The organism is Psychrobacter sp. Sarcosine-02u-2 (genome assembly GCF_002836335.1).
GTDB lineage: Bacteria > Pseudomonadota > Gammaproteobacteria > Pseudomonadales > Moraxellaceae > Psychrobacter > Psychrobacter faecalis.
Map to the genome: position 1 here is coordinate 1 of NZ_PJBX01000119.1, position 26662 is coordinate 26662.

Below are 26662 nucleotides of genomic sequence, written 5' to 3' on the forward strand. Positions count from 1 at the left end.
TTATCAAACCATGCTTTATTGTCTTTAGGGCTCATAGAATCAAAGCTAACATAAATACCTTCATCGTCTAAGGTTGCATACCAATGGTCGGCATTATTGCCGGTCAATATCTGGAAATACTTATTATTTACAATCCTACCGACCGTATAGATTTCACCTTCTTTATAAAACTCGTTACCTTGGATGCATATTAATTTGTCATCAGTGTTTATCATATCGTCCCATTTTATCTATGGCTAAATACAGCTAGGATAGCAATAGCACTGAGATTAATGAAGATGACTTTATAAGCAGTATTTTATTATTAGGTATAGGTTATGCAGGTGTTTTATTACCAGTTATTGCTACACAATACTATTGTAAGTATTAATGAGATAGCATTTAGCAAATTTTAGAAATAAAAAAGCCAGCAACATGACGTTACTGGCTTTCTTAGACGGGTAGTAAGTTTACACTACCACCAAAAATTACTCTTCTGAGTAATCTTCGTTGTCGTCTTCAACTTCTTCAGCGGCATCTTCGTTGTCGCCATCTTCAGAAAGAATGGTTACTAAGATGCTAGCAGTTACGTCATGGTGTAGTTGAATATCAACATTGTATTCGCCCACTTGACGTAGTGTACCTTCAGGTAGCTTGATTTCAGCACGGTCAACTTCTAGACCTGAGTTAGTCAATGCTTCAGCGATATCGCGAGTACCGATAGAGCCAAATAGCTTGCCTTCGTCACCTGATTTAGCGCGCATGATAACATTAACGTCCGTTAACGCGTCAGCACGTTCTTGAGCAACCGCTACTTCTTTTGCTTCTTCAGCTTCAAGCTCAGCACGGCGTGCTTCGAACTTTTCAATGTTTGCTTTAGTTGCAGGTAGTGCTTTGCCCTGAGGGATAAGAAAGTTACGTCCGTAACCTGGTTTCACATCGACAGTTTCACCGAGTTTACCAAGGTTGACGATACGCTGTAACAAAATAATTTGCATGAGTCATTCCTAGTTAACGGTTAAATTACTGATGGTTGTCAGTATACGGAAGTAGCGCAAGATAGCGAGCTTGCTTGATAGCAGTGGCTAGCTGACGCTGATATTTAGTAGATGTACCGGTGATGCGGCTTGGTACGATTTTACCATTGTCACTGATGTACTGTTTTAGCAATTCAACATCTTTATAATCGATGTGAGTGATGCCTTCAGCAGTGAAACGGCAGAATTTGCGACGGCGATAGAAACGTGCCATGAGTATTCTCCTTTAATTAGTCTTCACTGTTGTCGTTGTCGTCGTTTTCACGATTGTCTGGACGACGAGTCGTTGCTTTGCGTGCGCGTTTTTCATCGGCATTCTTGGCTAACTGCGACTCTTCAGTGACAGCTTCGTCACGGCGCATAACTAGACTACGAATGATCGCGTCGTTATAACGGAATAATTCTTCAAGTTCAGCCAAAGTCTCACCGTCAGTTTCAACGTTGAAAAGAACGTAGTGAGCTTTGTGAATTTTGTTAATTGGGTAAGCCAATTGACGACGACCCCAATCTTCTAGACGATGGATCGTACCGCCGTTGTCTTGAACCAACTTGATATAGCGTTCAACCATGCCGACCACTTGGTCGCTTTGGTCTGGGTGTACAAGTAACACCAGTTCGTAATGTCGCATTATGACTCCTTACGGATTAGTAGCTATTAACCCTATGTTAATAGCAAGGAGATTTATAAGGTAAGCCCAAATCTTATCGAATTTTGCAAAAACAATAGGGGATAAGCTTAGTTTATAAAGCGCCGTATTATAACAGTACTCAGCCTTTAACACAAAGGTTAATGACTGAGCGTCTGTCAATAAATAATAAAAGACGTAAATATAAATTCTTCAATAAAAAAGCAGCGTATAAACGCCACTTTTTCATATAACCTTATGATATTTATAACAATCGTTTTTATCATAAACTTATAAACCCATTATTTTGCCTTGGGTTGTTTGACCAATTGGCTATTATCGGCTTTCACTACTAAGGTTTTAGCCAGTTTATCATGCCAACCGATGTTTTCAGGACTTTTTGAGGCCATATAATAATGAACAATAATAACCACAAAACCTAAAAAGCTAGTAAATGAGAATAATAAGTTATAAATAATAAACAGTAGTAGCGTACGCATGCCAATAAGCTTGCTAAAAGAAGGCAAGCGGTGGGTGCTTTGGTCAACGACGCGAATACCGGTAATCAGCTTACCAAGTGATTGTCCACGCAAGGTAATAAATACCAGCTGCAGCGCAAACAAACCAAACACCATCACTTGTGACATCATCAAAGTGCTGCTAGGAATACTTTCCATCAAGGTCATGGAATACTGATACGCGGCATCCATATCTTGGATGTTTTGAAATTTGGTATAGTCCACATCCATTTTGGTCAATGCCATGACCAGCGGTAAAATCGCTAATATATACAGTAAGCCATTTAGCGCAGTCGCTAACACCCGCGACATAATCGGCGCAAGGACAACATTACCGACGACTTTATCTTTAGGCGAGGCGGCTTTGACTGCAGCAGACTTATTTAATGACACGTTTTTATTGGGTGTATATTGACGATTGGTGGTCATGTCCAGCTTGGTATTTTTAGCGTTCTCTGCTGGGCGTTCAGGCTTACCATACAATCTGTCTAGCGATACCGCTTTGTCATCTTTAGAGGTGCTACTAGCAGAATCTTCTGGGAAGATAGTGACGTTATTGATAATAGAGTCATTATCATCTGCCGACACTATAGGAGCAGGACGATAATAAGTCTGATTATTGGTTAAATTACCAACACGCTGCCACTGATCTAGGCCTTCATGCCACATCAAATCATCTAATACCACTTCACCTGAGGCGAGCATAATATTGAGCTGATCCAACGTGTATGGACCCGCTTGTACGTTATTTCGAGCAAGGAAAATCTGCATAATTGCCTACATAGTTAGTCATATCTTAAGTCACTTTTTCAAGCCACTTTCGCTAATACATTATATTAGGGTCTATTTGAAAAAATCAAATAGACCCTAATGTTAGTATATTAAATGACTCTGTCAATTAACGCTGTGACGTATCGTTACGTCTTATTTCGTTTCTTCGCCAGCTAAGAAGAACCAAGTATCTAACACTGAGTCAGGGTTTAGTGACACTGAGTTGATGCCTTGTTCCATGAGCCAAAAAGCAAGATCTGGATGATCTGATGGACCTTGACCGCAAATACCAATGTATTTGCCTGCTTTGTTACAAGCTTCAATCGCCATAGATAATAGCTTCTTAACCGCAGGATCACGCTCATCAAATAGATGTGAGACGATACCTGAGTCACGGTCAAGACCTAGCGTTAACTGAGTCAAGTCGTTTGAACCGATTGAGAAACCATCGAAGTGCTCTAGGAAATCTTCTGCTAATAGCGCGTTGGTTGGTAGCTCACACATCATGATGACGCGCAGACCATTTTCGCCACGTTTTAGACCGTTTTTCGCGAGTAGCTCGATGACCTCTTTTGCTTCGCCAACGGTACGAACGAATGGAATCATAATCTCAACGTTGGTCAAGCCCATCTCATCACGGACGCGTTTTAGTGCTTTACACTCAAGCTCGAAGCAGTCACGGAAGTTGTCAGACACATAGCGACTGGCACCGCGGAAACCTAGCATTGGGTTTTCTTCTGATGGCTCGTATAATTTACCGCCGAGCAAGTTGGCATATTCGTTTGATTTAAAATCAGACATACGCACGATAACTGGCTGATCCATAAAGGCAACGGCTAGGGTTGAGATACCTTCGACCAATTTATCCACATAGAAATCGACTGGTGAGGCATAACCGGCGATACGCTCATTGATCGCTTGGGCGATTTCACGTGGCAAGCTGTTCATGTTCAGTAGCGCTTTTGGATGCACACCAATCATACGGTTGATGATGAACTCTAAACGCGCAAGACCGATACCTTCGTTTGGCATTTGGGTAAATGAGAAAGCGCGATCTGGGTTACCCACGTTCATCATGACTTTGAATGCAAGCTCTGGCATAGATTCAACAGAGTTGGTCTGTACTTCAAAATCAATCTGACCTTCATAAATAAAGCCAGTATCACCTTCAGCACAAGAAACCGTCACGTCTTGACCATCAACCAATAATTCAGTGGCATTACCACAGCCAACGATAGCTGGAACACCAAGTTCACGGGCGATAATAGCCGCGTGACAAGTACGACCACCACGGTTGGTGATAATCGCAGAAGCACGCTTCATGACGGGTTCCCAATCCGGATCGGTCATGTCTGATACTAAGACGTCGCCGTCTTCTACTTTATCCATCTCGTTTAGGTTGCTAACGATACGTACTTTACCAGCGCCGATGCGTTGACCGATTGAACGACCTTCACATAGGATTTTAGCATCGCCAGTATTGATGATATAACGCTCCATGACGTTGCTGTCTTGGCGGCTCTTAACGGTTTCTGGACGTGCTTGGACGATAAAGATTTCACCGCTGTCGCCGTCTTTTGCCCACTCGATATCCATCGCTTGACCATAATGCTTTTCAATAGTCATGGCTTGTTTGGCAAGTGAGTTTAGCTCTTCAGTGGTTAAAGAGAACTGCATGCGGTCTTGTTTTTCGACATCGACGGTTTTGACAGACTTAGTAGTGCTGCCTTCATCACCATAAATCATTTTCTTATGCTTGCTGCCTAGATTACGGCGAATGACCGCAGGCTTGCCATTTTCAAGCAATTTTTTAGAGATATAGAATTCGTCAGGGTTGACTGCACCTTGCACAACCATTTCACCTAGACCGTAGCTTGAGGTGATAAAGACCACTTGATCAAAGCCACTTTCCGTATCTAGGGTAAACATCACACCAGCAGCGCCAGTTTCTGAACGTACCATGCGCTGTACAGCAGCAGATAGGGCAACGCCTTCGTGCTCAAAACCTTTATGCACACGATAAGAAATCGCGCGATCATTATATAAAGAGGCGAATACTTCTTTAATAGCAATCAGGACGTTATCAATGCCGCGAATGTTCAAGAAAGTTTCTTGCTGACCGGCAAATGACGCATCTGGCAAATCTTCAGCCGTGGCAGAAGAACGTACCGCAACCGCGATGTCTTCGCCGCCACTCATGGTTTCAAACGACTGGCGCACTTCTTGCTCAAGGTCGCTTGGCAGCTCTTGCTCAATAATCCAAGTACGGATTTTTTTACCAGTCTCAGCAAGCTTATTAACATCATTCACATCAAGCGTTTTAAGCTCGTTGTTGATTTTGTCGAGTAAGCCTGTTTCTGTCAAAAAGCGATTGAACGCATTTGAAGTGGTCGCAAAGCCACCTGGAACGCTGACACCCAAATCAGATAAATGGCTGATCATCTCGCCAAGCGAGGCATTCTTGCCGCCAACCATCTCAATGTCATCTTTTCCTAGCTGATCAAGATTGATTACAAGTGCTGTAGATTGCGCTGCCATGATAACTCCAGAAAATAAGGTTATTTAGTAAAGATTATAACGGTCGATTATACCCCTATATTTGGATAATTTCGATACCTAGAACCAAATAAATCGTCAAAAATATACAAATTGTGGCGTTTGCTACATATTTGCGCGGTCAAAAATCAATATTTGTTTGTTAGAATATAACAAAGAGTAAAATATAACTGGTTTCTAGAGAAAAAATTTGCTGATAAGAAACCTTCCTTTATAGCAATACTATAGATGCATAAATACTCTTAATAGATATCCTTATTACATCGTACTTACTAAGTGTACGCCTGTAACATTGATTTCTATTAGACAGCTATTGTGCGTATAATATAGGGCACAATAAACTAACCGCTACAGATTTTCTGCGCTAAATAAAAGCGCCTATTGAGATCTTAACCAAGGTGTTCACGTTATGTTTGTAAATAATCCGCCAGAAGCCGCCAAGCCGACCATTCAAAACAAACAAGCGTTGCAAGTAGATAACGACCAAAATATCAGAACGGCGTTTTTTATCTCTGATGGGACGGCGATTACCGCAGAAACCCTTGGACGCGCCATTTTAAGTCAATTTGCCTCTGTGCCTTTTGAAACTCGAGTGTTGCCTTATGTTGATAGCTTAGAGCGCGCCGAAGAAGCGGTCGAACAAATCAATATGGCCTATCAGCGCGACGGTTTGCTACCCTTGGTGTTCGATACGATTGTTAGCCCTGAGATTCGTGAAAAAATCAATTCAGCGCATAGCTGTAATTTGGATATGTATGAAGGGTTAATCGGCCGAGTCGCAGAAGAGACGGGCGTCGAGCCGGACGCGCATTCGGGTCATGCCCACGATAATGTCGATTCTGAAACTTATAAAGAACGTATCGATGCCGTGCATTTTGCGCTAGATAACGATGATGGTGCACGTACTCGTCATTATCATGCAGCAGATATCATTCTTATTGGTGTTTCGCGCTCTGGCAAAACCCCAACCTCACTGTATTTAGCGCTACAATTTGGTATTCGAGCGGCAAACTATCCGCTAACCGAAGAAGATTTAAACGACAATCAATTGCCAAAAGCCTTACGTGAGCATAAGCACAAGTTATTTGGCTTGTTAATCGATACCGATCGCTTAGTAAAAATCCGCCAAGAACGCCGCGCGGGCAGCCGTTATTCTAGCTATCAGCAATGTCAGCAAGAACAGCGCGCCATACAGGGCATTTATATCTCGCAAGGGATTCCGAGTCTTGATGTCTCTGAGATGTCTGTTGAAGAGATTGCCACACGTATCTTGCAGATGACGGGACTTAAACGCCGTATTGGCTAAAGGGATTAAGCAACAGCGTATAACGAATAACGGCTATGGCGATAACGTAACTGTCGCCAATATTGCAAAATATCCTATCAGCACGTATGGTAGGCACGCTTTAGCGCTATGGGTCTAACTTGATCGTTACTTGTAGACATTCATAGTCTAAAAAACACACAGATTTATAAATTAATAAAAGAGGATACGATGGGAAGCAAACCGATAAGCGACGCGACCAATGACACGGGTAAAGACATTCATACCGAAGTGTCTAATAAAGAAAGCGGCCGCGCGCCGAACCCTGAGCATACTGAAGGCAAAACTAAAAAAGCAAAAATTGAGCAAACCCATGAGCAAGTCACTGAAGATATCATGCATCACCCTGATTTGGTCAATCCGCTTGATGATATCCGCATCGATATTAAAACTCCTTTTACTAAAGACTCGCAGCGCATCAAAGGCGATAAGCATAAGTATGAATATGACGCCGTTGTCCTAGGCGCAGGGCCTGCTGGTGAAGCGGCGGCGATGAAGCTGACGAAGGCTGGCAAAAAAGTTGCGGTGATTGATCCGCGTGAACAGGTTGGTGGTAACTCGACCCATGTGGGCACGATTCCAAGTAAAGCCTTGCGTCAATCGGTCTTTAACTTGATTAACTTTCGCCGCGATCCTATGTTTACCAAGGCGATGGAGTATCAGCAAGTACCTCTAAACCGTGTGCTCGCTAATGCGCGCCGCGTCATCCGTAATCAAGTAAGCACCCACACCCGTTTTTATGAGCGCAACCGTATTGATGTGATTCATGGTTGGGCAAGCTTTGTTGATGCGCATACTTTAAGTGTCGGAAAAGACGACGGCGTCTTTGAAACCGTGACCTTTAATAAAGCCATTATTACCGTTGGTAGTCGTCCTTATCGTCCTGATATTTTAGACTTTGACCATCCGCGTGTGTTTGACTCTGATAAAATCTTGCAAATGGATTATGTGGTCAAAAAAATCATCATTTATGGCGCAGGCGTCATCGGCTGTGAATATGCCTCAATCTTTACTGGTCTTGGCTATAAAGTTGACTTAATTAATAACCAAAATCAATTGCTCAATTATTTAGACAGTGAGATTAGTGATGCCATTGCTCATGACTTTAGACAGTTTGGCGTCTTGATTCGTAGCAATGAAGAGATTGACCACCTTGAAACTCACGATGACTATGTGGTTCTACATCTAAAAAGTGGTAAGCGTATCAAATCAGATGCCATTCTTTGGTCAAATGGGCGTTCGGGTAACACCGAAGGCTTAAACTTAGAGGCCATTGGGCTGGAAGCCAATAGCCGTGGTCAGCTAAAAGTAGATGATACGTACTGTACGGGCGTCGAAAATATCTATGCCGCTGGTGACGTCATTGGCTGGCCCTCATTGGCCTCAGCGGCCTACGATCAAGGACGCTGTGCGGCGGCGTTTATGGTTGGCGATAGCGATGCCGAGCCAGTATCAAGCGTGCCAACAGGTATCTATACCATCCCTGAGATTTCTTGTATCGGTAAAACTGAGCAAGAGCTGACCGATGAAAAAGTCCCTTATGAAGTCGGGCAGGCGTTCTTTAAACATCTGGCACGGGCGCAAATCATTGGTGAGCGTTCGGGCGTGTTAAAGATTTTGTTCCACCGTGAGACGCTTGAGATTTTAGGCATTCATTGCTACGGCAATCATGCCTCAGAGATTATTCACATTGGTCAGGCGGTCATGAAATGCAATAATACCCTTGAGTATTTTGTGAACACAACTTTTAACTATCCAACGATGGCAGAAGCCTATCGCGTCGCCGCTCTCAATGGTTTAAATCGCGTTTTTTAAACCAAACATCATCAAGTCAGATAAATAAAAAAGCGCCTGCTTCTTGAGTAGGCGCTTTTTTTTGAGGTGTTTTTATAGCATAAACACCAATACTATCCATATATTTTTATACTAAACAGCAGTTTTGCTTTGGCTCGTACGCCAGCGGAAAAGGAGCAGTAATAAAAAGTAAAATGCCCACAATCCTGCCAATGCATAAAAGCCAGTTGCGACTTGCGCCACACTCGCGCCCATTTGATTGAGCTGAACAGAGGTATTAATACCAGGCGTCGTCGGTATGACCCAGCGGATGATTTGTAAAAATTCTGGTAATTGATTGGCAGGCCATGGATATCCGCTGACAAAAAACATCGGTAGCGAGCTAAAAATCAAGATTTGCATACTGCGCTCACGCTGACGGAACCAGAGCCCAAACACACAACCAAGCGTGGCGACTGTCGGGCAAAATAGCAGCAAAAATAACAAGCTGCCAAGCATGTTTTGACCACGCGGATAATGGTGCAGCTCAAAGGTCCAACCATAATAAAAACAGCCGATGATAAAGCTGAACATACTGAGGGCTGCAATACGGCCAAGCCAGCCGCGAATACTGGCAGTATGACGACGCTGCTCATACCAAGTGCCAATTAACATCGCTGTCGACATCAACAGGGTTTGTTGCAGAATAAGAATAGCGACCGCTGGCACCACATAAGCGCCGTAGCCTTCGGTTTGATTGTATAAAGGGATGATTCTTAACGGTACCGCTTGGGTATTTGCCGCTGCGGTTGCAGAATACGCCCCTTGCGCCACGCTTTTTTTAATCTCAACGCCCGCTGAAACCGTACTGACCGCCTGCAAAAAACCCATTTGAACGTTTTTATTTAATAGAAAATAACCCCCATTGCCTAATACGCTGATGCTCGCTGCTTTGCCAGATAAGACTTGCTGCTCAAGTCCGCTTGGGATAATCATATATCCAGCGATGTCATCGGACCATATCGCTTCTTGAGCGTCTTGCTCATTTAAAAAACGCTTGGTATCGAGCTGCGGGCTAGCACTGGCATAACGAACGATGGTTTGAGACAGATTAGTATTGTCTTGATCGACAATACCAACGGGCACATGGTTGACCACTTCGGTTGAATACGGCCAAGGATAGAAGAAGCCATAAATAATTGGCGCAATCATGAGCAGTAGTAGCACGCCTTTATCAGAAAAGACGTCTTTGATAGTTTGCAAAAAACTGCCGAAAAATTTTTGTGATGGTGAATGAGTTTTTGCCTCTAACATAGCTCTAGAAGGCTGATTTTTTGTTGCTATGAGGTTTTCTTGAGATAAAGGTTCTTTTGGTGTCATAACCATTAGCGTGCCCCCCAGCGTTCAGGATGTGCGAGCGCGCGCTTGCTCAATAAGGCGGCTAAAAACATAGTGACAATCGTCGCAAGCGTCAGTCCATAGACGATGGGTAATGAGATGGCAACCGGCGCTTGCATTTGTAATTGCGCTATATGCAGCTTAAGGTAATGGGTCAGTGGTAGGGCATCCGACCAATGCTGAGCGTTTTTACTGATGGCGATATAGGGAAATGTTACCCCAGCAAAGGCATAAGAAGGCGCTGAGATAAATCCGGTTGACGATAAACCCATGCGTAACGAAAATGAGGTTAAGGTAAATATCGCACCCAGCCAAAATGACAACATCATTAGCAATACAAGGCCAATATAAGTCGCAATAATGGAGCTGATAGCAACCGCTTGCTGCGGCGCGGCGAGCCATAACGCTAAAACTGACCATAAGCTATAAGCCAGCATGGGCCAAAAGTACTTACCCAATAAACCAAAAAGCAAAACTGATACACTAGCTTTTCTTGGCTTAGTATCTTCAATGAGTGTTTGATTATCTTCAGTTAAGACTGAAACGGCCGTGGTCTGACGGTCTTTATTTTGGCTACCTTGAATCTCATTGTCTTTAATAGTGGTTAAATCAGGCTGACCACCATTAATAAAGTCATACCAAATACCGATTTTCTTATCGCGCAATTCACGCCCAATGGTCGTCGCGCCAATGACCATGGCTAAAATATGCAGCAGTGCTGGGATAACGGTTGATGCTAAAAACTGTTGATAGTCGGTTGCTGCATTAAACAAACTGATCCGTTGAATACCAATGGGCGAGTAAGCAATCGCTGCTTGCGAGGGTGCCATGCCTTTTTTGACCAAACGCTGTATTTCAACGCCTGCCGATAGCGTCCCAATCACCGATTGGACACTGGTTTGGATAATGCCAGAATGAGTACCGTATTGGGCATTTACTTGCAATACAATCGGTGCCGGTTTACTCGATGAGATATTGCGCGAGAAATCCTCTGGAATAATAACCACCGCATAGATATCACGTTGCAGGAGCGCTGCTTCTACTGCTGCTGGCGAGTGATAAAGCTGTCTGACCGTCAGGTTTGGGTTGGCTTCCAAATAACGCACCGCAGTATTGGCAACAGGACCACGATCGTTATCCACGACGCCAATGGGTAAATCGGTGATTTGTATTTGTGAAAAAATCCACCAAATCAAGAGCACGGTCGCAAGCGGTATCCAGACCACCATGCTTAAATCCCACGGATTTTTGGCTAAAAACCGGCGCTCGTAGCCTGCACTACGTATAAAGGCGCCGATTAATCCGCCGCGTTGCCCGTTTTGCTCAGTCAGGCGCATGGCTTACTCTTTGGTCTGATTGGCAAGGGTTGGATTGATATTGACGACCACGCTCATTCCCGATCGGATACGTCTATCAGGTGTTGATGGTCGCGCTTTAACTTCAAAGGTGCGCACATCAAAACCATCGTTGTTGTTGGTCGGACGCCAAGTAGCAAAGTCAGACAAGGTTGAGGTCGCATAAACAGTAAACTGCTTGGTATAAGGCTTTTCAGGCGAGGATAAAGCAGGAATCGTACCCATAAAACGCTGCCCAATGGCAAACTGGTTTAAGTAGGTTTCAGTGACGTTAAGTACTACCCATTGATCGTCTGTATTAACCAAAGTTAGGATAGGCACACCTTGTCCAATGACTTCGCCCGCGTTGACGATGACATTATCCACGATACCGGCAATTGGACTTTTTAGATTGGCTTCTTCTTTAGCGACCAGTGCTTCTTCTAGTTGCGCATCGACTTGGGCAACTTGGGCGGTTGCGGCAGATTTATCCTCGCTGCGAGCGCCTTCTTTTGCCAAATCATACTGCAAGCGCGCCGCTTCTGTCTTATCTTGAGTCGCTAGATATTGCGCATAAGCTTCATCGCGCTTTTGCCGTGCCATCAGACCTTCTTCATAAAGACGGTTGACGCGCTGATAAGTATTTTCTGCCAAATCAGACGCCGCTTTATTGGCTTGCCAAGCCGCTTTTGCTTGGGCAATTTCTTGTGGGCGGGCACCGTTTTCTGCTTTATCAAGCTGGCTTTGCGCCATTTGCTTGCCAGCACGCGCCTGATTGATTTTAGCGTTAATCTCAGGTGAGTCCATTTCAATAAGCTGCTGACCGACCGTTACCGCATCACCTTCTGTGACCATGATTTGAGCAATACGCCCCGGTACTTTTGCAGCAATAGACGTTTGCTGCATTTGCATTTGACCTTGTAAGGTGATGACTTCAGGCTCATTGTGTTGATTGCTTTTATACAAACCATAAGCAATTGCCCCTAATATAAGCAGCACAAGAAGTACCAAAATCGCCTTTTTAATACCGACAGATTTATCCGCGTTTGCAGGCTCGCGTTTATAAGGCGGCACCGCTTGTTCTTGGTCAATATCAGTGCTGTCGATTCTATTAGTGCTATCGACGCTATCAGTATTATCAAAGCCGGATTCAGTCGGTTTAGTACCATTAATCGCATCAGCATCAACGGGCGTTTGCTCATGATGACTGCGGTTTGTTTCAGTAGCTTGGTCTGTAGCAGGTAGTTTGCGTGAGTCGCCTGATTCGTTATTAGATTCAGTCATGACAGTGAGATTCCTAAAGCGATAAAGTCGGTAATAAGCAGAATAGTGTTGGCGTTATTTAATCTTGGCATTTAATCTTATTATTTAATATTTTCTACTGAACTGGCTACTTGTTATATAGGGTTGGTAGACGTATATCAGCGGCGTTCAAGTAAGCATTAAAAGCAAGCGGCGTACCGCAGCTTTGCATCAAGGCGGCAAGCGACTGGACATAAGTATTTGCTGCTTGCGCTTGCTCAGTGCGCGCTTTGAGGTATTGTGTCTGAGCTTGTACCACATCGATGGGCGTATTCACCCCTTCCTGTAGTCCAAGTTGACGTAAGCGCAATACCTCTGCTGCCAAATCCACATTGCTTTGCAAGGCTTGATAGCGTGATTGGGCGTTATTGACATCGTGCCAGTTTTTTTCGACGAGCAATAACAGGTTGTCACTGACTTCTATCTCTGACAAATCTGCTTGGCGTATTTTGGCATTACTAGAAGCTAAAGACGCCTTTTTATCCAGCCCGCCCCAAAGCTTCCAACTTGCTGAGATACCAGCGACCCAACTGGGGTCTTTTTCTACTTGGCTATAGCCATAAAGCATGACGGTAGGTTTGTAGCCGGTATCAGATAGCGCATGTAACTGCTGCGCTTGCGCTCGTTTGGCGGCAACTTTTTGCAAACCTGGATGATTATTCAGTGCTAAGTCTTGAAAGTAATTGACATCAGGCAGAGGACGGCTTGAGACAAATAAAGGCGTGCTGGGTTTGATACGATAATCGGTACGTAAAAGCCGCTGCAATGCCATCATTGCCAGACGCGCATCATTATTAGCGTTGACCGATTCGCTTTTTGCATCGGCAAGCGCCGATTGTGCTTCTAAGCGATCGACACGGGAGATAAAGCCTTCTTCAAAAAGCCGCTGCGCCATATGGTCAACTTGCTGCACCGTATCATAAGCATCGTCACGTAAATAAGCGGCAATAATCGCCAACTGTGCCTTAAAATAACGCTCAACTAAGGTGTTATACAGCTCGTTGGTATCTAGTATGCTATCAGCAACGGCTTCTTGGGTGCGAGCAGTGGAGGCGCCTGTTAATGCCTCTGTGCGTCCAGCGGTATAAATGGGCCATACCACGCCAAGGCCTGCGCCCGTCATTGAACCCGAGCGCTTTAAGTCGTAAGTATCTGGGATACGGTCACCGACCAATTCCCCAAAGTCTGGCAAATTTTCTATGTCTATCGGCGGGTCGATACCATCAATACTACTATTCACATCGTTGATAATACCGTTTTTAATTGACGATAAATCAACATCGGCGTCCAAGTTATAAGCAGTGGCGGAGGCGCGCGCAAATACTAACGGGTGGTCGATGGTTTTTAACGCATCGGTTTCATACTCACTGGCAGCAATCGCGGCTTGATTGGCGGCGATTTTCGGTGAAACTTGCAATAAAATATTTTGTGCTTGCTCAAGACTAAGCAGACTCGATACTTCTAACGGGTAGCTATTGTCAATGCTTTTATGGGTAATAGGATCGATAAGGGTGGTTAAATGAGCGTTTGGCTCAACTTTAACTGGCTGTGTTTCTATCGGCGCGGCTTTATTTTTTATGATGCCTTTTTGCGCAGGGTTTTTATAAGTTTGAGTGTGAGTTATTTGAGTGCCGTTTTCTTGAACACTATTTTTAATACCACTACTGCCTTGCAGGCTGCTTGGCGTATCCGCGTCAACAATTTGCGTCACGACAACGGGCGCTACTTCATTTTGGGACGTGTTAACATCATCATTGGCGTTTGCGGAGTAAGACGCGGCTAAGCCCATGAGCGTAACCGTCATCACCGCAGTAGACAGAGTCGATAAAGCAAGTTTCATAAGTCACATAAGCCATTAATTAGAATGCAAAGTGTTTAAAGCGCAAAATTTCTAGTAGGTAGTCAAATAGGGCAATATTATAGACCATTAATAGAAAGCAAAAATTGGTTATTCATAACAAAGCGTACACTGTAGTGGCACAATGGTGACGGGTCAATGCTCACTATTTGCTTATTTTGCGTTGAATGGTCACCAGTTTTATGTTAAGTGTCTAGCTTCAAGACAGATAATAGCATTATTTACGAATTGGTTTATAAATCAGTGATAAAACCTGATAAAAATTAGCCGATAAAAAATAACATTATATAAAATAGGATGCGAGTAATGGCAGGATATATTTTAGCGCTAGATCAAGGTACGACGTCGAGCCGCGCAATATTGTATGACAACCATGCCCGCCCGATTAAAATGGCCCAGCAGCCGACGACTTTAAAAACTCCGCAGGCAAGTTTTGTTGAGCAAGATGCGCAGCAGATTTGGCAAACGCAGATTAGCTGTGCTCATGATGTGATTAATCAAGCAGGGCTGCTAGCCACCGATGTCACCAGTATAGCGATTACCAATCAGCGTGAGTCTATCGTGATGTGGGATAAGCAAACGGGCAAACCTTTAGCGCCTGCCATTATTTGGCAAGACCGCCGTACTGCCAGCTATTGTAAAACGCTTGCTGCGAAAAGCCCGAGCGCTAAGACGGATAACAGCCATGATGATATGGCCAGTGAGATTCAACGTCTCACAGGCTTGCGTTTGGATCCATATTTTAGCGCCAGTAAAATTGCATGGCTGTTAGAAAACGATCCCAAATTAAGAGTCCGCGCTAATAAAGGCGAAATCGCGGTCGGCACTATAGACAGCTGGCTTATCTATAAATTAACCGGCGGCGAGCATGTCATTGACGTCACCAATGCTTGTCGTACCTTATTATATGATATTCATAAACTGGCATGGTCGGAGGAGCTATGTACCTGCTTTGGGATACCGATGAGCATATTGCCCAAGATACTACCGTCTGATGGCGATTTTGGTAAAACCAAAAAAGGACTGTTTGCTAAACAAATCCCCATTCAGGCGGTATTGGGCGACCAGCAAGCGGCGCTGTTTGGGCAAGGTTGCCTCAATGCAGGCATGGCAAAAAATACCTATGGCACCGGCTGTTTTATGCTGATGAATATTGGTAAAGAGCCAAAACTGAGCGAGCATAAGTTACTGACGACCATTGCTTGGCAACGCAAATCAACGCCAACCCGCCCAGACAATCTATCCTTTGATCAAATTGTGCAGTCTGGCAGACGCTTGCTACAGCCGCCCAAAAGAGAAGTCACTTATGCCTTAGAGGGTAGTGTGTTTATGGCGGGCGCTATCGTGCAGTGGCTGCGTGACAATCTTGGCATGATTCAACAAAGCAGTGAGGTTGAGCATCTAGCGCGGCAAGTAGATAGTAGTGAGGAGGTGGTATTGCTCCCAGCATTTACAGGGCTTGCGGCGCCTTATTGGCGCTCAGATATCAATGCCAGTATTACTGGTATGAGCCGCGGCACAACCAAAGCCCATATTGCGCGCGCGGCTCTCGAGGCCATTGCCTATCAAACTTACGATGTGCTGATTGCCATGCAAAAGGACAGCCCGCATCCTTTGACTGAATTAAGAGTGGATGGCGGTGCGGCGAATAACGACTTGCTCATGCAGTTTCAAGCCGACTTATTAGGCGTACCAGTGCTACGCCCTAAAGACACAGAGATTACCGCTAAAGGTGCAGCATTATTAGCCGGATTAAAAACCGGTCTCTACGATGAGACTACGATACAAGCCTCGTGGCAGATTGATCGCATCTTTGAGCCTGAGATGTCTGCGGATAGGCGTGAACAGCATCTTGATAAGTGGCAACAAGCGATTGATAGAGCGCTAAAAGTCTTATAAATATTTAAATGAAAATTAAAGTTTTAGTGAATAGACGCTTATAAATTACTCAAAATACTCTGCTGCCCTACAAAATAGTGATAAAGATACAGGCTGTAACGCAAGGCAATCTTAATTTGGACATAGTTTACATAATCTGTGTATCGGTCATTATCCATAAGTTCCTATACTTTAGATGAATCAAGCAACACTGCTAATTTATAAAAGTTAATTCTTAACAATTATTTTTATTGGTTAATTCTAATATTGCTTAGTTTGTTAAATTTAACGCTTTATAAATGAGTGAACAATAAATCTAATATATAACAAATAATTTAAGGATAATATTATGAATAACGATGGACGTATTACCGACCCCAATAACCGCGTAGTGAATGATGATTATGTTGAAGTGGGCGACAGAGAGCGTATTATCGATGATAACGATCGCCGCTTAGCAGGCACTGACCGTGATATTAATGGCAATAGAGTCGTTGCTCATGAAAATGACAATATCATCAACGACCACGATGCCATCGACCGTACTGCCGTTAAGCACATGTCAAAAGAAAGCAGAGAAGATTTAAACGCCGATCCAATTACAGGTGAGCCAGGTTCACATCCAATTGGTACTGGTATTGGTGGTGTTGGCGGGGCAGCAGCAGGCGCGGCAATTGGTACAATGGCAGGCCCATTAGGAACCTTAATCGGTGGTGCTATTGGTGCTATCGTTGGTGGCGGCGCAGGTCATGCAGCAGCAGAAGCGATTGATCCTACTCGTGAAGAAGCTTACTGGCGCGCAGAACATGCCAATGCCGATTATTACCGTGAAGGTCACGACTTTGACCGCGATTTACACCCAGCGTATGCGGTAGGTTATGCAAATCGCGCCCGTTATCCAGCCGATGCCCGTTTTGAAGATCATGAATCAGACTTAGAGCGTTCATGGCATGAAGTGAAAGGTGAGTCGCGCCTAGAATGGAACGAAGCACGCCGTGCCTCACGTGATGCATGGAACCGTGTATCGTAATAAAGTGATGAGTTCGTAGATAATGGCTATAAGTTAGGTTAGTCTTAAAAAATGAAGGATAATTTATATTTTGTTAAGCTGCTTTTTGCTAAACATACATGTTAAGTTAAACTAATGAGCTGTTTAACATAAATAAGCAAAGGATAAGAAAACTTACTCCTTCATTACTAGAGTTAGTTTGATTGTAGAACTGGCTCTGCTAACTCATAAATATAGTCAGTTTTATGTTATTTTAAAGCTTCCAAAGATTACTTTGGAGGCTTTTTTAATGTATATTGTTATATATGAATATATGGCAGTAAAAGGTTACTCTAGAAAATAGTCATTATCAAACAAAGACAATTATCAAAAACAGTTACTCGTAAAAAAGACAATTATCAAAAATAATAATAATAGGTAATTCATGGTTAATAACGCTGAAGACAATAGCCCTAAGCAGTTTTATATAGCAACGGCCAATTTACTTAATTTTGCTAACCCTAATCGAATTTATTATGAAAACGCGCCAGCTTATAGCGATAACGAATACCAGCATAAGATGCGCGGCATTACTGACTTACTAGCGAAGGCGCATGCTGATATTATAGCTGTGCAAGAAGTATGGGACAGTCAGGCGCTTGAAGCACTGGCAGTAGCACTCGGATTCAAACCTGAGCATGTGGTCATCCCGCTGGCAAGTAATGATAAGGCCAGTCCTTATACCCAAGGCAAAGGCGCGCAACAGACGCCAGCCGTCGGAATTATTACACGTTTTGAGCAGTTAGAAAGCACTTTGTTAGAACAGGTAGAACCAAAAGCGGTCATCGATATTCCTGATATCGGTCTTTATCAGCGCTTTAATCGTCCGCCGCTTGTATTACGAGTCAATGCCTTTGGACAACCGATTACGATTGTCACCGCGCATTTAAAAAGCAAACGGGCTTTTTTCCTACGCGATGAAAACGGTCAGTTGCTAGAGGATATGGACGATCCAAATATTCGGGTTCGTGCCAAGCTGCGTAGTTTGTGTATGCGCGCCGCAGAGGCTGCTTCTATCCGTATGTCCATTATTGAGCGCCTGCATCATACGCGTGAGCCACTGATTTTATTAGGCGATATGAACGATGTCACCGGTAGCGTGACCACTCAATTGATGAGCGAGACAGGCGAAGTCAATTATGATAAAAGTATGCGCGATGTCGCGTTATTTGACGCCGCTCGTATTCAAGCACGTTATGGCTGGATGAAAGATGTTGCTTATACCCATATTTATCAGGGTATGCCTGAAGTGATTGATCAGCTGTTTGTTTCAGAAGAGTTTTTACCTGATAGTAAGTTTTCGCTCGGTCAGGTTGAACGAGTTGACTATTTTAATGACCATTTAAAGTGGGATTATGCCGATAGAGTCATCGATCATGGTATTATAAGAGCGAAAATTAAACTTCACAATTAACCCCGTTTACTTAGTAATTAGTGAGTTATTTTTTAACCTATTCATGTCCCTTGCTTGATAGTGTACAAGCGTTTATCATGCTGCTTCATTTTAGTATAGTAGCGGTGCTATTGGCCCAAATTACCGGTTGATAGAAAATAGTCCTTCGATTTAGGACAAATACTATCTGATGAAGACTATATAAAGATAGGGCGTAACCTTAAGAGATTTATGATGATTGAAAATAAAGACGACAAGATTGAAGATGTACTGGTAGATTCTGAGCTGGCGAAAAAGCTGGTACCGAACAAATTCAAATTTACCAGTCAGCAAGGCCGCGCACGCCGTCAAAAACTATTGATGGGCGCAAAAAAATTGAGTGAAACTCAAGCAATTAACGACATCACTTTGGCAGCTGTCTGTGAAGAAGCGGGTATTCCCAGAGCTTCTGCTTATCATTTCTTTCCAAATATCGAAGCGATATTTTTAGCACTGCGTTTTTTAAATGCTATCGATATTTTAGAAGTGCTTACCACTGTTGAAACCGTTGATTATGACAGATGGCAAGCGTATTTGACCGCGTTGATTGAGCGCTGTGTAAAGATATTTGATGAAGACCAAACCAAAGCCAAATTGATTTATGACACCAATACGCCTGATTTTGAAGGGGACAGCTATGGTGAGCATATGGACAATCAAGTGGTGCAATTGGTCTATAAGCGCTTATCAGAGCGTTACGAGATGCCAAAGTTCGAAGATATTCAAGATGTATTATTGATTACCTTTAGCATTATCAATGCCATCTTTACAGTTTCTTATCGCCGCCATCAAAGCATTACTGATAAGTATTTGCAAGAAGCCAATACCGCGTCTATCGCCTATCTGCGCTGCTATTTACCAGAGAAACTACCGCGTAAAAACAGCTAATCTTTATTAGACTTTCTACAAAAAAGCCGACTTGATGTTGGCTTTTTTTTACGCGTTTTTATGAGGGCTTATTAATCGTTTAGTCTTTTAATAAGGTGCTTGATTTTTATTGATTGTCGGTAATATTTGACCATTGCAAGTATCATCGCTTGAATCTAAAGGAGCGTATTCTTTATAATAACGCACGATAAGCCCTTCTAAAGCAACGTTCGCTTTTGAGTCATGAGTATTTACAAATGCCTCGCGCGCTTGCTCAAGCCAGCGGTCTGCCATCCGAAAGTGACTGTTCGATGATTTCGCGCCGCGCTCACACTGGTCGGTAGCTGCCCATATTAATGAGACTTCGCTAAAAGCGATTTCGCGTGGCGCGCTATCGATACCGCCACTATCTTTAAGAGCGCTTAAAGTTGCCCATAAATCAGGTCGCATGAGCGCAGAAATAGACGGAATGTCTTCAATAAGTGCAAGCTCATCAACTTTATCATTTTTTAATGCTTGCAAGATATTTTCTGCCGTTTGGGCAGCTTCCATACCAACGTCTGAGCGATTATTCATACTGTCTCTATGATTTGCATAGTTTAGCCAAGCTTGGGCTTTGTAAGCAAAGTATTGTTGCCGCACGCTCATGTTTTTTTGTTGATAAGTTTGTAATTCGTTCAGCATGCAATCCATAGCACGCTGCTGTACGCTTTGTGATTTAGAAGGTGCTAGAGTTTTAGTATCGTTGCTGCTGCGACAGTAATCTGCTGTCTTTAATGTATTCTCTTTTGGCGTAAGACTTGTAGTTGATACACAAGAAACCGCTGACAATAGTAACGCAGCTGATAAGACAGTATATAAAGGTTTTTTATAGCCAGTGGCTTGAATGCTAGTGCGAGGCATAAGAACAACCTTATAGTAAACGCCAATCTCAACTTATCGTAGGCTTTTGATTTTTATAGAATTTAAAATTCTAATTGTTTTAACTGAAATTTTAAAAACTAAGTAAACCAATACCTTAGAAAAATAAGTTGAGAGTGGGGTTTATAGTAAGGTAATAAGTATTAGAGATTTGTATTTAAATGGGTTGGTTATCATAGGATAAAAAGTATCGCCCCGTTAATACAAAATTGTCGTAAGCATGGCTTACGACAATGAAAATAAATGACAACTAGGAGGAATTATAACGTAGAACGGGCGCTGAGCGGCTTATTTTTACGTGAATCTTCGCGTTTGAATAAGTCTTCGTCAAACTTGAAGCGTAATCTAAAGTAAGCGCCTTCTATCGTCGTATCGTCATAGGCAATATCTTCGTCTTCAAAGCCCATAAAGTTGTAGCCAAGCGACAACCAAAGGTTGGTCATCGGGCTATAGCCAACTTCGGCGCCAACCAAGTAAGATAAATCGTCCGCTTGCTTATTCCAATACGTACCTGCTTGCAAACCGATATCCCAGCGCTCGCTGATATCATACAATCCGCGTGCATACACAGCGTGTGCAGTATTATCGCTAGCAATTCCTTGAGCGTCATATTCCGTATATTTACCGGCATAATGCCCTGATAGCGTTAATGGGCGCGTTGGATGATAGTTACCACTCCATGACCAGACAACAGTATCTTTTTGATATGGATCGTTGCCTGTTGCGTTATCATCTAAGCGGTATTCAAGCTTAGCAAGCATATCGAGCTTATTGCTATCGTAATCACGGTAAGCGGCGCCAAGTTGAAAGCGATTGATGGTACGATGACCATCATCGTAATCGACTTGCGAGTAAATGTCTTTGGCTAATAAGGTAATCTCATCACTATAGCGATAAGCGGCGCCTGCGCTAGCGAGTAGCGTATCACTAGTGTCGCCCCAACGTTTTTCTAAGCGCCCTGAGACTTTATATTTTTCATTAGCAAGGTACTCAACGCCAACACCGGCTGCAGTCGCGGTACTGTCTTTTTCACCTTCTAACGATTCGACACGCTCGAACAACGTATTAAGTGTCAAACCTTTTTGCACATACCATTTATTCTTTAGGCCAATAGCAGCTTCAGCTTCGCGGGCGCTGATCGCATCACGCATACGGTATTCGCTATAGACTTTGCCGTCTTTCATATAAGTGGCATCAAAGCCGATAACGGTACGTTGGCGCTCTTCAGAGTCGTCTAAACCGTAGCTGCCTGACAAGCTATTGATTAAATCATGGCGGGCGTATAAACGACCTAGGCTACCAAGCGCCGTTTCGCCGCCGATAGAAGTGGCATTGCGCGAACTATGCTCGATATCTTGCTCGTATTCGGCAAAGACCAATGAGTTATTGAGCTTTGGCAAACGCGCGGTAAGACGGGCGCGGGCAGTGGTGCCCTCGATGTCTTTTTCAGCATTGCTCACGCCATTCAGTGCTGATTGATTAATGATGTCATCATTAAAGATGGTATCGTTAGTAATCTCTACCACATCGGTTGCCGCTTGGGTATTGCGTGAGGCGGCAGTGGCATCTTGCTTATAGTAGCGTACCCCAATCTCGCCAACGATATTTTGACTTAAGCGCTGCTCAATACTGGCTTGGACACCTTGACGACTGGCCTCGGTAGTATGGTCTTCTGTACGCACACCTTCCAATTTAAGGGCGGTTTTTTTGTCGTTTAACGTATGGGTGACTTCGATGCCAGATTCAGTGCGGCCAGCGGTTTGCGGCGAAGCACCAGTAACGAAACCTTCGTCGGTATCATTATAATAAGCTTTGGCGCGGATGTTTTTCTTATCGTCATAGTCAAGCTCGATACGTAGCGCATCACCTTCGGTATCTTTAGCGTCTAGCTTTTCGGCATTAATCTGATCGCTTGGCTGCGAATTTGGATTTTCTGCTTTATTTTTGGCATATTCTGTGACCAGCTTTAGCTTATCGTTAAATTTGACCACCGTATTGACACTGGCAAGCTCTTCTTTATTCAGTGGGTCATCACTATTAATATAACTACCGCCAATAGATACTTTATCGGTCAATTGCTGCTTGGCAGCGATACCACCAACCCAATATTTCTCGCCGCCTTCATCGACTTCGACCGTCACGCGAAATAGATAGGGTTGCCATCGATATCTTGGCTAGCAATCGGTGACTTTAGGTATAAGCTGCGACTAATAGGGTCAATTTCATAATCAGCAAAGCGCGTCAAGGTCTCACGGCGCACGATACGACCTGGGTTATTGGCGTCACGGGTGATGACTTCGATGGTTTCCGAATTTTCTAATACGGCGTCGAAATCATTAGCAAGTGGGTAGGGACCTGAAATGCCAAGACCGCGTGTCTCGTTGACGCGCTGTGAGGTGCTGGTTTCAGCGGCAAACGCGGTGACACGTGTGTTATCATCCTCAAACTGCGCTTTTAATCCCGTTAGGGTACGGTTGTATTGACCAAGTTTGATGCCTTCGTCATTATCAATTTGGGTTTTTAAATCACCATACATGGCAAATGAGCGACCTTTATCGAGGCGCACATAAAGCTTGCTAGTTGATTGTGCATCAAAACCTTTGGCTGATGAATCGCCATAGACTGGATAATATTCGCCCGGTTCGATATCGCGGAATAGACGCTCGCCTTTTTTATCGCTATCATAAGCAAGTGTCAGTAGATAATCACCGCGTACCTTACCTTTTAAAAACATCGCCGCACGGCCCGTTGCCGCATAGTCGTCATTGCCAGCGATTTCACGAAGCTCTTTTTCAAAAGCGCCTTGAGCATCAGTAATCTGACTACCATCAAAATCTTTGAGTGAGATAGCGCCTTCGACGATACCAACGGCAATTAGTGGACGTAATTGCGCGGTAAACTGTAGAGGAATGACTTGCTTGCTGCTACCGGTGTCGATGACAAGCTCGCCTTTGCCCGGTACGCTAGGCGCAGTAATAGGAATCAATAGCTCGCCACCAGAGACGGTAACCTGCGTTCCAGCTTGATCTTTGTTGCTATCTGCTAAATTAATACGACCAATATTCGTATCGAGAGTCAGTGAAGTAGAACCCAGATAAGGACGACCGTCACGGTCTTTTAGGCTAATGACAACTTGATATTCGCTAACACCATCTGCGGGAACGAGCTGGTCTTGAGTGCGATATTCAATAGCCTGTAAGCTATCGGGTGTCAATACTTTAATAGTTTGCTCGGAGATGACTTTGCCATTAATGTCGGTAGCAACGGCGCGTAAGACATTATTGCCACGCTTTAAGTCGACAGCATAATAATCAAACGCCGTCACCTTTTGCTTTTCTTGCTCAGCGGTTTTGCCGATTTGCTCGGCTGATACCGCTTTGCCATTGGCATACAGGGTAAAGTTAGAACCTAGCGGCGCCTGTACTTGTACCATTTGCTTATAGGTGCTGAGCTGCTGACCTTCGCTTAGATTAATAAAGGCAACATCATTGGTAGCGACATCTTTTAAATACTCTTCAAGCTCTTTTTCTAACGGCGGCGCAATAGTTTTCACTGCCATATCGACACGACTGGCCGCTGGCTTGACCATCTCATTGACGATGGCCGAGTCGCACTGGATACCGCTCTCTAAGACGTCGTTAGATTTACAGCCGCTAGCATCAACATTGTCTTTAGTGTCGCGGTTATAATCAGGCTCTAATACCAGCTCGGTTTTTACTGCTTGCTCCAAGCGATCATTTTTAGCGCTGACAGACTTGCTGCGCGCGACCAGCTCTGCATTCAAGCGCTCAGTCCTATCACCCAAACCACCAACGATGCCGAAGTCAGCACGGTGAAGCTCGCCATATTTTAAATCAACAAAACGGCTGCCAGCATCGCCAGCATTGCGATTGCTTTGAGTAACCAGTTCGGTGGTGTTAGGAATAGTGGTACTGTCAACTTTTAGGACGTGAGTTTTTGCGCTAACACCGTAAAAGTTATATTTACCTTCAGGATCGGTGACGACAAAATTGCCATTTTCCATATAGATGCGTACGCCTGCAACACCAAGCTCGCCATCTTCTTTTTGTTGAATACCGTCACGGTTGATATCATGGTAAACCTTCCCAATAATGATGCCGTCGGTATTCATTACACCGCGATCGACTTCTACTTTCCATTGCGCTTCTCGTGATACGAGGCTCTGACCTTGCTCAGTAGTAGCAACGGCGGTCGCACGGTTGATACCGTCACCGCCTAATGCCGATGAGCCAATAAGGACGCGATAAGTAATGTCTTTCGTTTCGCCAGCATTCATATTACCTAAACTTAAAACTTGGTATTTGCCGTCGCTTTTAAACTCATTGGCTTGTGATTGATTGATATCGACAGTAGTAGTCGAAGTGATACGGACACTACCTTTAACATAGTCAAACCCACGCGGGAATGCGTCTTTTAATTGCACGTCATAGGCGGTTGCGGCACCGTTGTTTTTAACATTAATCGTATAGTTGACATAATCGCCAAAAGCCGCAGTTTTGACATCACCTTCTTTAGTAATCTGTAAGCTAGGGTCTTCATCAACAATGGCAATAGTGCTATTGATATCTTCTATAATTTGCTGCTTTACACCATTTTCATCGACATAAGCATCTAACGTAGCGAGTAAACTATCACCTTCTAGCGTCTGAATGATATCGTCATTAATGGCGTTAGCGTTATTTTCTGTTGTCACTTCTACAAGAAATTTACCGGTATTTACACCAGTTTCGATGGCTTTAACTGAATAAGTATCACCAGTCTTAGAAGACGTAATGGTTATCCATACTTCATCTCGCACGCTATCTTGAACGTTACATTTAGCGCAGTTAGCTTGGAGATAAACATCTTCGCCAATTTGAGATTTGCTTTTATAGCCATCCCATGAGTACAGCATAAAATCGAGACGGGTTTCAATGATGACAAGCTCGTCAGTCACTAAAGCGGTAATCGAAGGGTCTTCGACGACAACCGCACCAAGCTTAATGTCAGCGGTATCATCGGCGGTCGCATTGGCATCCGATAGTGCTTGAATAGTAAGCTCAATGCTCTCGCTTTTACCTAAAGTGATTTGAGCGGTTAAATTATCGTCCAACTTAATTTCTTTATCAACACCCTCATCAAAGCGTCCATTGTTATTTAAGTCTTGATAGAGTTTTACGTTCGATAGGCTGCTAGGTACAGTTAGCGCCAAGTCGATAGTCTGATCGCTATAACTAGTGTTGGTCAGGACGTTTTTCCAGCTTGCAGTTGAACCCGGAGAAACGGTCTTTCTTGGTGGCGCAGTTAAGCTGATGCCGTACTGAGGAAAAGCAGACGACTGAATACTGACTTGGTTAGAAGTGCTACTTAGATTAAAGTTAGTGCCGTTGTTGACAACATAACTGGCGTTGGCGGTGTTTTCGATAATCTGTAATAAAGGATTTGGCGCGGCAAGCGCGGTATTTGATTGCATAAGAAACATAGCTAGCGTCAACGCAGAGACCTTAGCGGTGCGCAATGGCATGTGTTTAAACGATGTCATTAAATGAGCTGTCATATGTCGCTTATCCAATAAAACAAAATGGGGAAGGGTTCATCTAACCTAAGTTGATTTAGGTTAGATGAGGACTATAAGTATCGGTAGATACTTATAGACTTTTAAAATATACGCTAAAATTAGAGGTTCAAATTTATGGGTTTGGCGCAGCAAGACCTGGTTTGATTTTGACTTTAAATTGCATGGTGGCAGTTGCTTGCGCGGCTAAATCAAAGTTAACAGCACTAACATCAGTTGTAGTGGCAGTTGGTGTGCCTTTATCAGCAGTTAAAGAACTTTCTACATAATCAGCGTAGGCTGAGAATTCAGAAAATTTGTCTAAGATGGTGATATCGGTAATGCCAAAACCTAAACCTGTTGACCCAGCAGTAGCAGAAGAGGTATTTCTAGCTTCGATTTGGTAAATAATACATTGACCAGGCAAGGCATCTTTAATATCTGTAGTAACAAAAGACCCTACAATATAGTCAAAGAACTTATAAG

The 26662-nt window shown here is 43.7% G+C and carries 19 protein-coding genes and 1 pseudogene; 6 read left to right on the forward strand and 14 right to left on the reverse strand.

What is annotated here, in order from left to right:
• The 6 genes from CXF58_RS02775 to ppsA all read right to left on the reverse strand — a co-directional run.
• A partial coding sequence (locus CXF58_RS02775) for a hypothetical protein (protein ID WP_102076515.1) occupies positions 1-215 on the reverse strand: 215 nt, incomplete at its 3' end.
• A 252-nt stretch (positions 216-467) separates the two neighbouring features.
• Positions 468-977 (reverse strand): 50S ribosomal protein L9, encoded by a 510-nt coding sequence (gene rplI / locus CXF58_RS02780; RefSeq protein ID WP_068404825.1) that lies wholly within the window; start codon positions 975-977, stop codon positions 468-470.
• A gap of 25 nt (positions 978-1002) precedes the next feature.
• Positions 1003-1230, reverse strand: a complete 228-nt coding sequence (gene rpsR, locus CXF58_RS02785) for a 30S ribosomal protein S18 (RefSeq protein WP_068404827.1) — start codon at positions 1228-1230, stop codon at positions 1003-1005.
• Between the two features lie 16 nt (positions 1231-1246).
• The gene (gene rpsF / locus CXF58_RS02790) at positions 1247-1645 is read right to left on the reverse strand and encodes a 30S ribosomal protein S6 (RefSeq protein ID WP_068404828.1); all 399 of its coding nucleotides are present in this window, start codon (positions 1643-1645) and stop codon (positions 1247-1249) included.
• A gap of 299 nt (positions 1646-1944) precedes the next feature.
• Complete coding sequence (locus CXF58_RS02795; protein WP_227514933.1) at positions 1945-2931, reverse strand: RDD family protein; 987 nt, start codon at positions 2929-2931, stop codon at positions 1945-1947.
• Positions 2932-3084: 153 nt separating this feature from the next.
• Positions 3085-5469, reverse strand: a complete 2385-nt coding sequence (gene ppsA, locus CXF58_RS02800) for a phosphoenolpyruvate synthase (protein WP_068404830.1) — start codon at positions 5467-5469, stop codon at positions 3085-3087.
• Positions 5470-5896: 427 nt separating this feature from the next.
• Here ppsA and CXF58_RS02805 point away from each other — a divergent pair, with 427 nt between their 5' ends.
• Together CXF58_RS02805 and sthA are read left to right on the forward strand one after the other, a co-directional pair.
• Positions 5897-6793, forward strand: a complete 897-nt coding sequence (locus tag CXF58_RS02805; protein WP_068404832.1) for a posphoenolpyruvate synthetase regulatory kinase/phosphorylase PpsR — start codon at positions 5897-5899, stop codon at positions 6791-6793.
• Between the two features lie 189 nt (positions 6794-6982).
• Entirely contained in the window at positions 6983-8626 is a 1644-nt protein-coding gene (sthA, locus tag CXF58_RS02810) for a Si-specific NAD(P)(+) transhydrogenase (protein ID WP_102076516.1), read from the forward strand.
• 111 nt (positions 8627-8737) lie between these two features.
• Here the strand turns inward: sthA and CXF58_RS02815 are convergent, their stop codons facing one another.
• The 4 genes from CXF58_RS02815 to CXF58_RS02830 all read right to left on the reverse strand — a co-directional run bounded on the left by CXF58_RS02815 (position 8738) and on the right by CXF58_RS02830 (position 14458).
• On the reverse strand, positions 8738-9847 hold the full coding sequence (locus CXF58_RS02815) for an ABC transporter permease (protein WP_227678653.1): 1110 nt from the start codon (positions 9845-9847) through the stop codon (positions 8738-8740).
• Between the two features lie 122 nt (positions 9848-9969).
• Positions 9970-11319: an ABC transporter permease gene (locus tag CXF58_RS02820; protein WP_102076517.1), complete on the reverse strand. Its 1350-nt coding sequence runs from the start codon at positions 11317-11319 to the stop codon at positions 9970-9972.
• 3 nt (positions 11320-11322) lie between these two features.
• A complete protein-coding gene (locus tag CXF58_RS02825) occupies positions 11323-12600 on the reverse strand; it encodes an HlyD family secretion protein (protein ID WP_102076518.1) in 1278 nt (425 codons plus the stop codon).
• Positions 12601-12706: 106 nt separating this feature from the next.
• Positions 12707-14458, reverse strand: coding sequence for a TolC family protein (locus CXF58_RS02830; protein ID WP_102076519.1), 1752 nt, complete (start codon positions 14456-14458; stop codon positions 12707-12709).
• Positions 14459-14782: 324 nt separating this feature from the next.
• Here CXF58_RS02830 and glpK point away from each other — a divergent pair, with 324 nt between their 5' ends.
• From glpK to CXF58_RS02850, 4 genes are all read left to right on the forward strand, one after another.
• A complete protein-coding gene (gene glpK, locus CXF58_RS02835) occupies positions 14783-16375 on the forward strand; it encodes a glycerol kinase GlpK (protein ID WP_102076520.1) in 1593 nt (530 codons plus the stop codon).
• A 538-nt stretch (positions 16376-16913) separates the two neighbouring features.
• Positions 16914-17384, forward strand: a complete 471-nt coding sequence (locus tag CXF58_RS02840) for a hypothetical protein (protein ID WP_180952513.1) — start codon at positions 16914-16916, stop codon at positions 17382-17384.
• Positions 17385-17787: 403 nt separating this feature from the next.
• A complete protein-coding gene (locus tag CXF58_RS02845) occupies positions 17788-18816 on the forward strand; it encodes an endonuclease/exonuclease/phosphatase family protein (protein ID WP_102076522.1) in 1029 nt (342 codons plus the stop codon).
• A 213-nt stretch (positions 18817-19029) separates the two neighbouring features.
• Positions 19030-19722 (forward strand): TetR/AcrR family transcriptional regulator, encoded by a 693-nt coding sequence (locus tag CXF58_RS02850; RefSeq protein WP_102076523.1) that lies wholly within the window; start codon positions 19030-19032, stop codon positions 19720-19722.
• 87 nt (positions 19723-19809) lie between these two features.
• Here the strand turns inward: CXF58_RS02850 and CXF58_RS02855 are convergent, their stop codons facing one another.
• The 4 genes and pseudogenes from CXF58_RS02855 to CXF58_RS13820 all read right to left on the reverse strand — a co-directional run.
• Positions 19810-20604, reverse strand: a complete 795-nt coding sequence (locus CXF58_RS02855; protein ID WP_102076524.1) for a hypothetical protein — start codon at positions 20602-20604, stop codon at positions 19810-19812.
• Positions 20605-20882: 278 nt separating this feature from the next.
• Positions 20883-22763: an outer membrane protein gene (locus CXF58_RS13985; RefSeq protein ID WP_228706522.1), complete on the reverse strand. Its 1881-nt coding sequence runs from the start codon at positions 22761-22763 to the stop codon at positions 20883-20885.
• Positions 22760-26095: an SdrD B-like domain-containing protein gene (locus CXF58_RS13990; protein ID WP_228706523.1), complete on the reverse strand. Its 3336-nt coding sequence runs from the start codon at positions 26093-26095 to the stop codon at positions 22760-22762. Before CXF58_RS13990 ends, CXF58_RS13985 begins: the two co-directional genes overlap by 4 nt.
• A gap of 217 nt (positions 26096-26312) precedes the next feature.
• A pseudogene (locus CXF58_RS13820) lies at positions 26313-26662 on the reverse strand (hypothetical protein); the annotation flags it as partial.

Bases quoted from the DNA above. Each gene is read 5' to 3' on its own strand.
- CXF58_RS02830 (WP_102076519.1), bottom strand. From the start codon at position 14,458: ATGAAACTTGCTTTATCGACTCTGTCTACTGCGGTGATGACGGTTACG.
- glpK (WP_102076520.1), top strand. From the start codon at position 14,783: ATGGCAGGATATATTTTAGCGCTAGATCAAGGTACGACGTCGAGCCGC.
- CXF58_RS02840 (WP_180952513.1), top strand. From the start codon at position 16,914: ATGTCAAAAGAAAGCAGAGAAGATTTAAACGCCGATCCAATTACAGGT.
- sthA (WP_102076516.1), top strand. From the start codon at position 6,983: ATGGGAAGCAAACCGATAAGCGACGCGACCAATGACACGGGTAAAGAC.
- CXF58_RS02845 (WP_102076522.1), top strand. From the start codon at position 17,788: ATGGTTAATAACGCTGAAGACAATAGCCCTAAGCAGTTTTATATAGCA.
- CXF58_RS02850 (WP_102076523.1), top strand. From the start codon at position 19,030: ATGATTGAAAATAAAGACGACAAGATTGAAGATGTACTGGTAGATTCT.
- ppsA (WP_068404830.1), bottom strand. From the start codon at position 5,469: ATGGCAGCGCAATCTACAGCACTTGTAATCAATCTTGATCAGCTAGGA.
- CXF58_RS02855 (WP_102076524.1), bottom strand. From the start codon at position 20,604: ATGCCTCGCACTAGCATTCAAGCCACTGGCTATAAAAAACCTTTATAT.
- rplI (WP_068404825.1), bottom strand. From the start codon at position 977: ATGCAAATTATTTTGTTACAGCGTATCGTCAACCTTGGTAAACTCGGT.
- CXF58_RS13990 (WP_228706523.1), bottom strand. From the start codon at position 26,095: ATGCAATCAAATACCGCGCTTGCCGCGCCAAATCCTTTATTACAGATT.
- CXF58_RS02805 (WP_068404832.1), top strand. From the start codon at position 5,897: ATGTTTGTAAATAATCCGCCAGAAGCCGCCAAGCCGACCATTCAAAAC.
- rpsR (WP_068404827.1), bottom strand. From the start codon at position 1,230: ATGGCACGTTTCTATCGCCGTCGCAAATTCTGCCGTTTCACTGCTGAA.
- CXF58_RS02795 (WP_227514933.1), bottom strand. From the start codon at position 2,931: ATGCAGATTTTCCTTGCTCGAAATAACGTACAAGCGGGTCCATACACG.
- rpsF (WP_068404828.1), bottom strand. From the start codon at position 1,645: ATGCGACATTACGAACTGGTGTTACTTGTACACCCAGACCAAAGCGAC.
- CXF58_RS02820 (WP_102076517.1), bottom strand. From the start codon at position 11,319: ATGCGCCTGACTGAGCAAAACGGGCAACGCGGCGGATTAATCGGCGCC.
- CXF58_RS02825 (WP_102076518.1), bottom strand. From the start codon at position 12,600: ATGACTGAATCTAATAACGAATCAGGCGACTCACGCAAACTACCTGCT.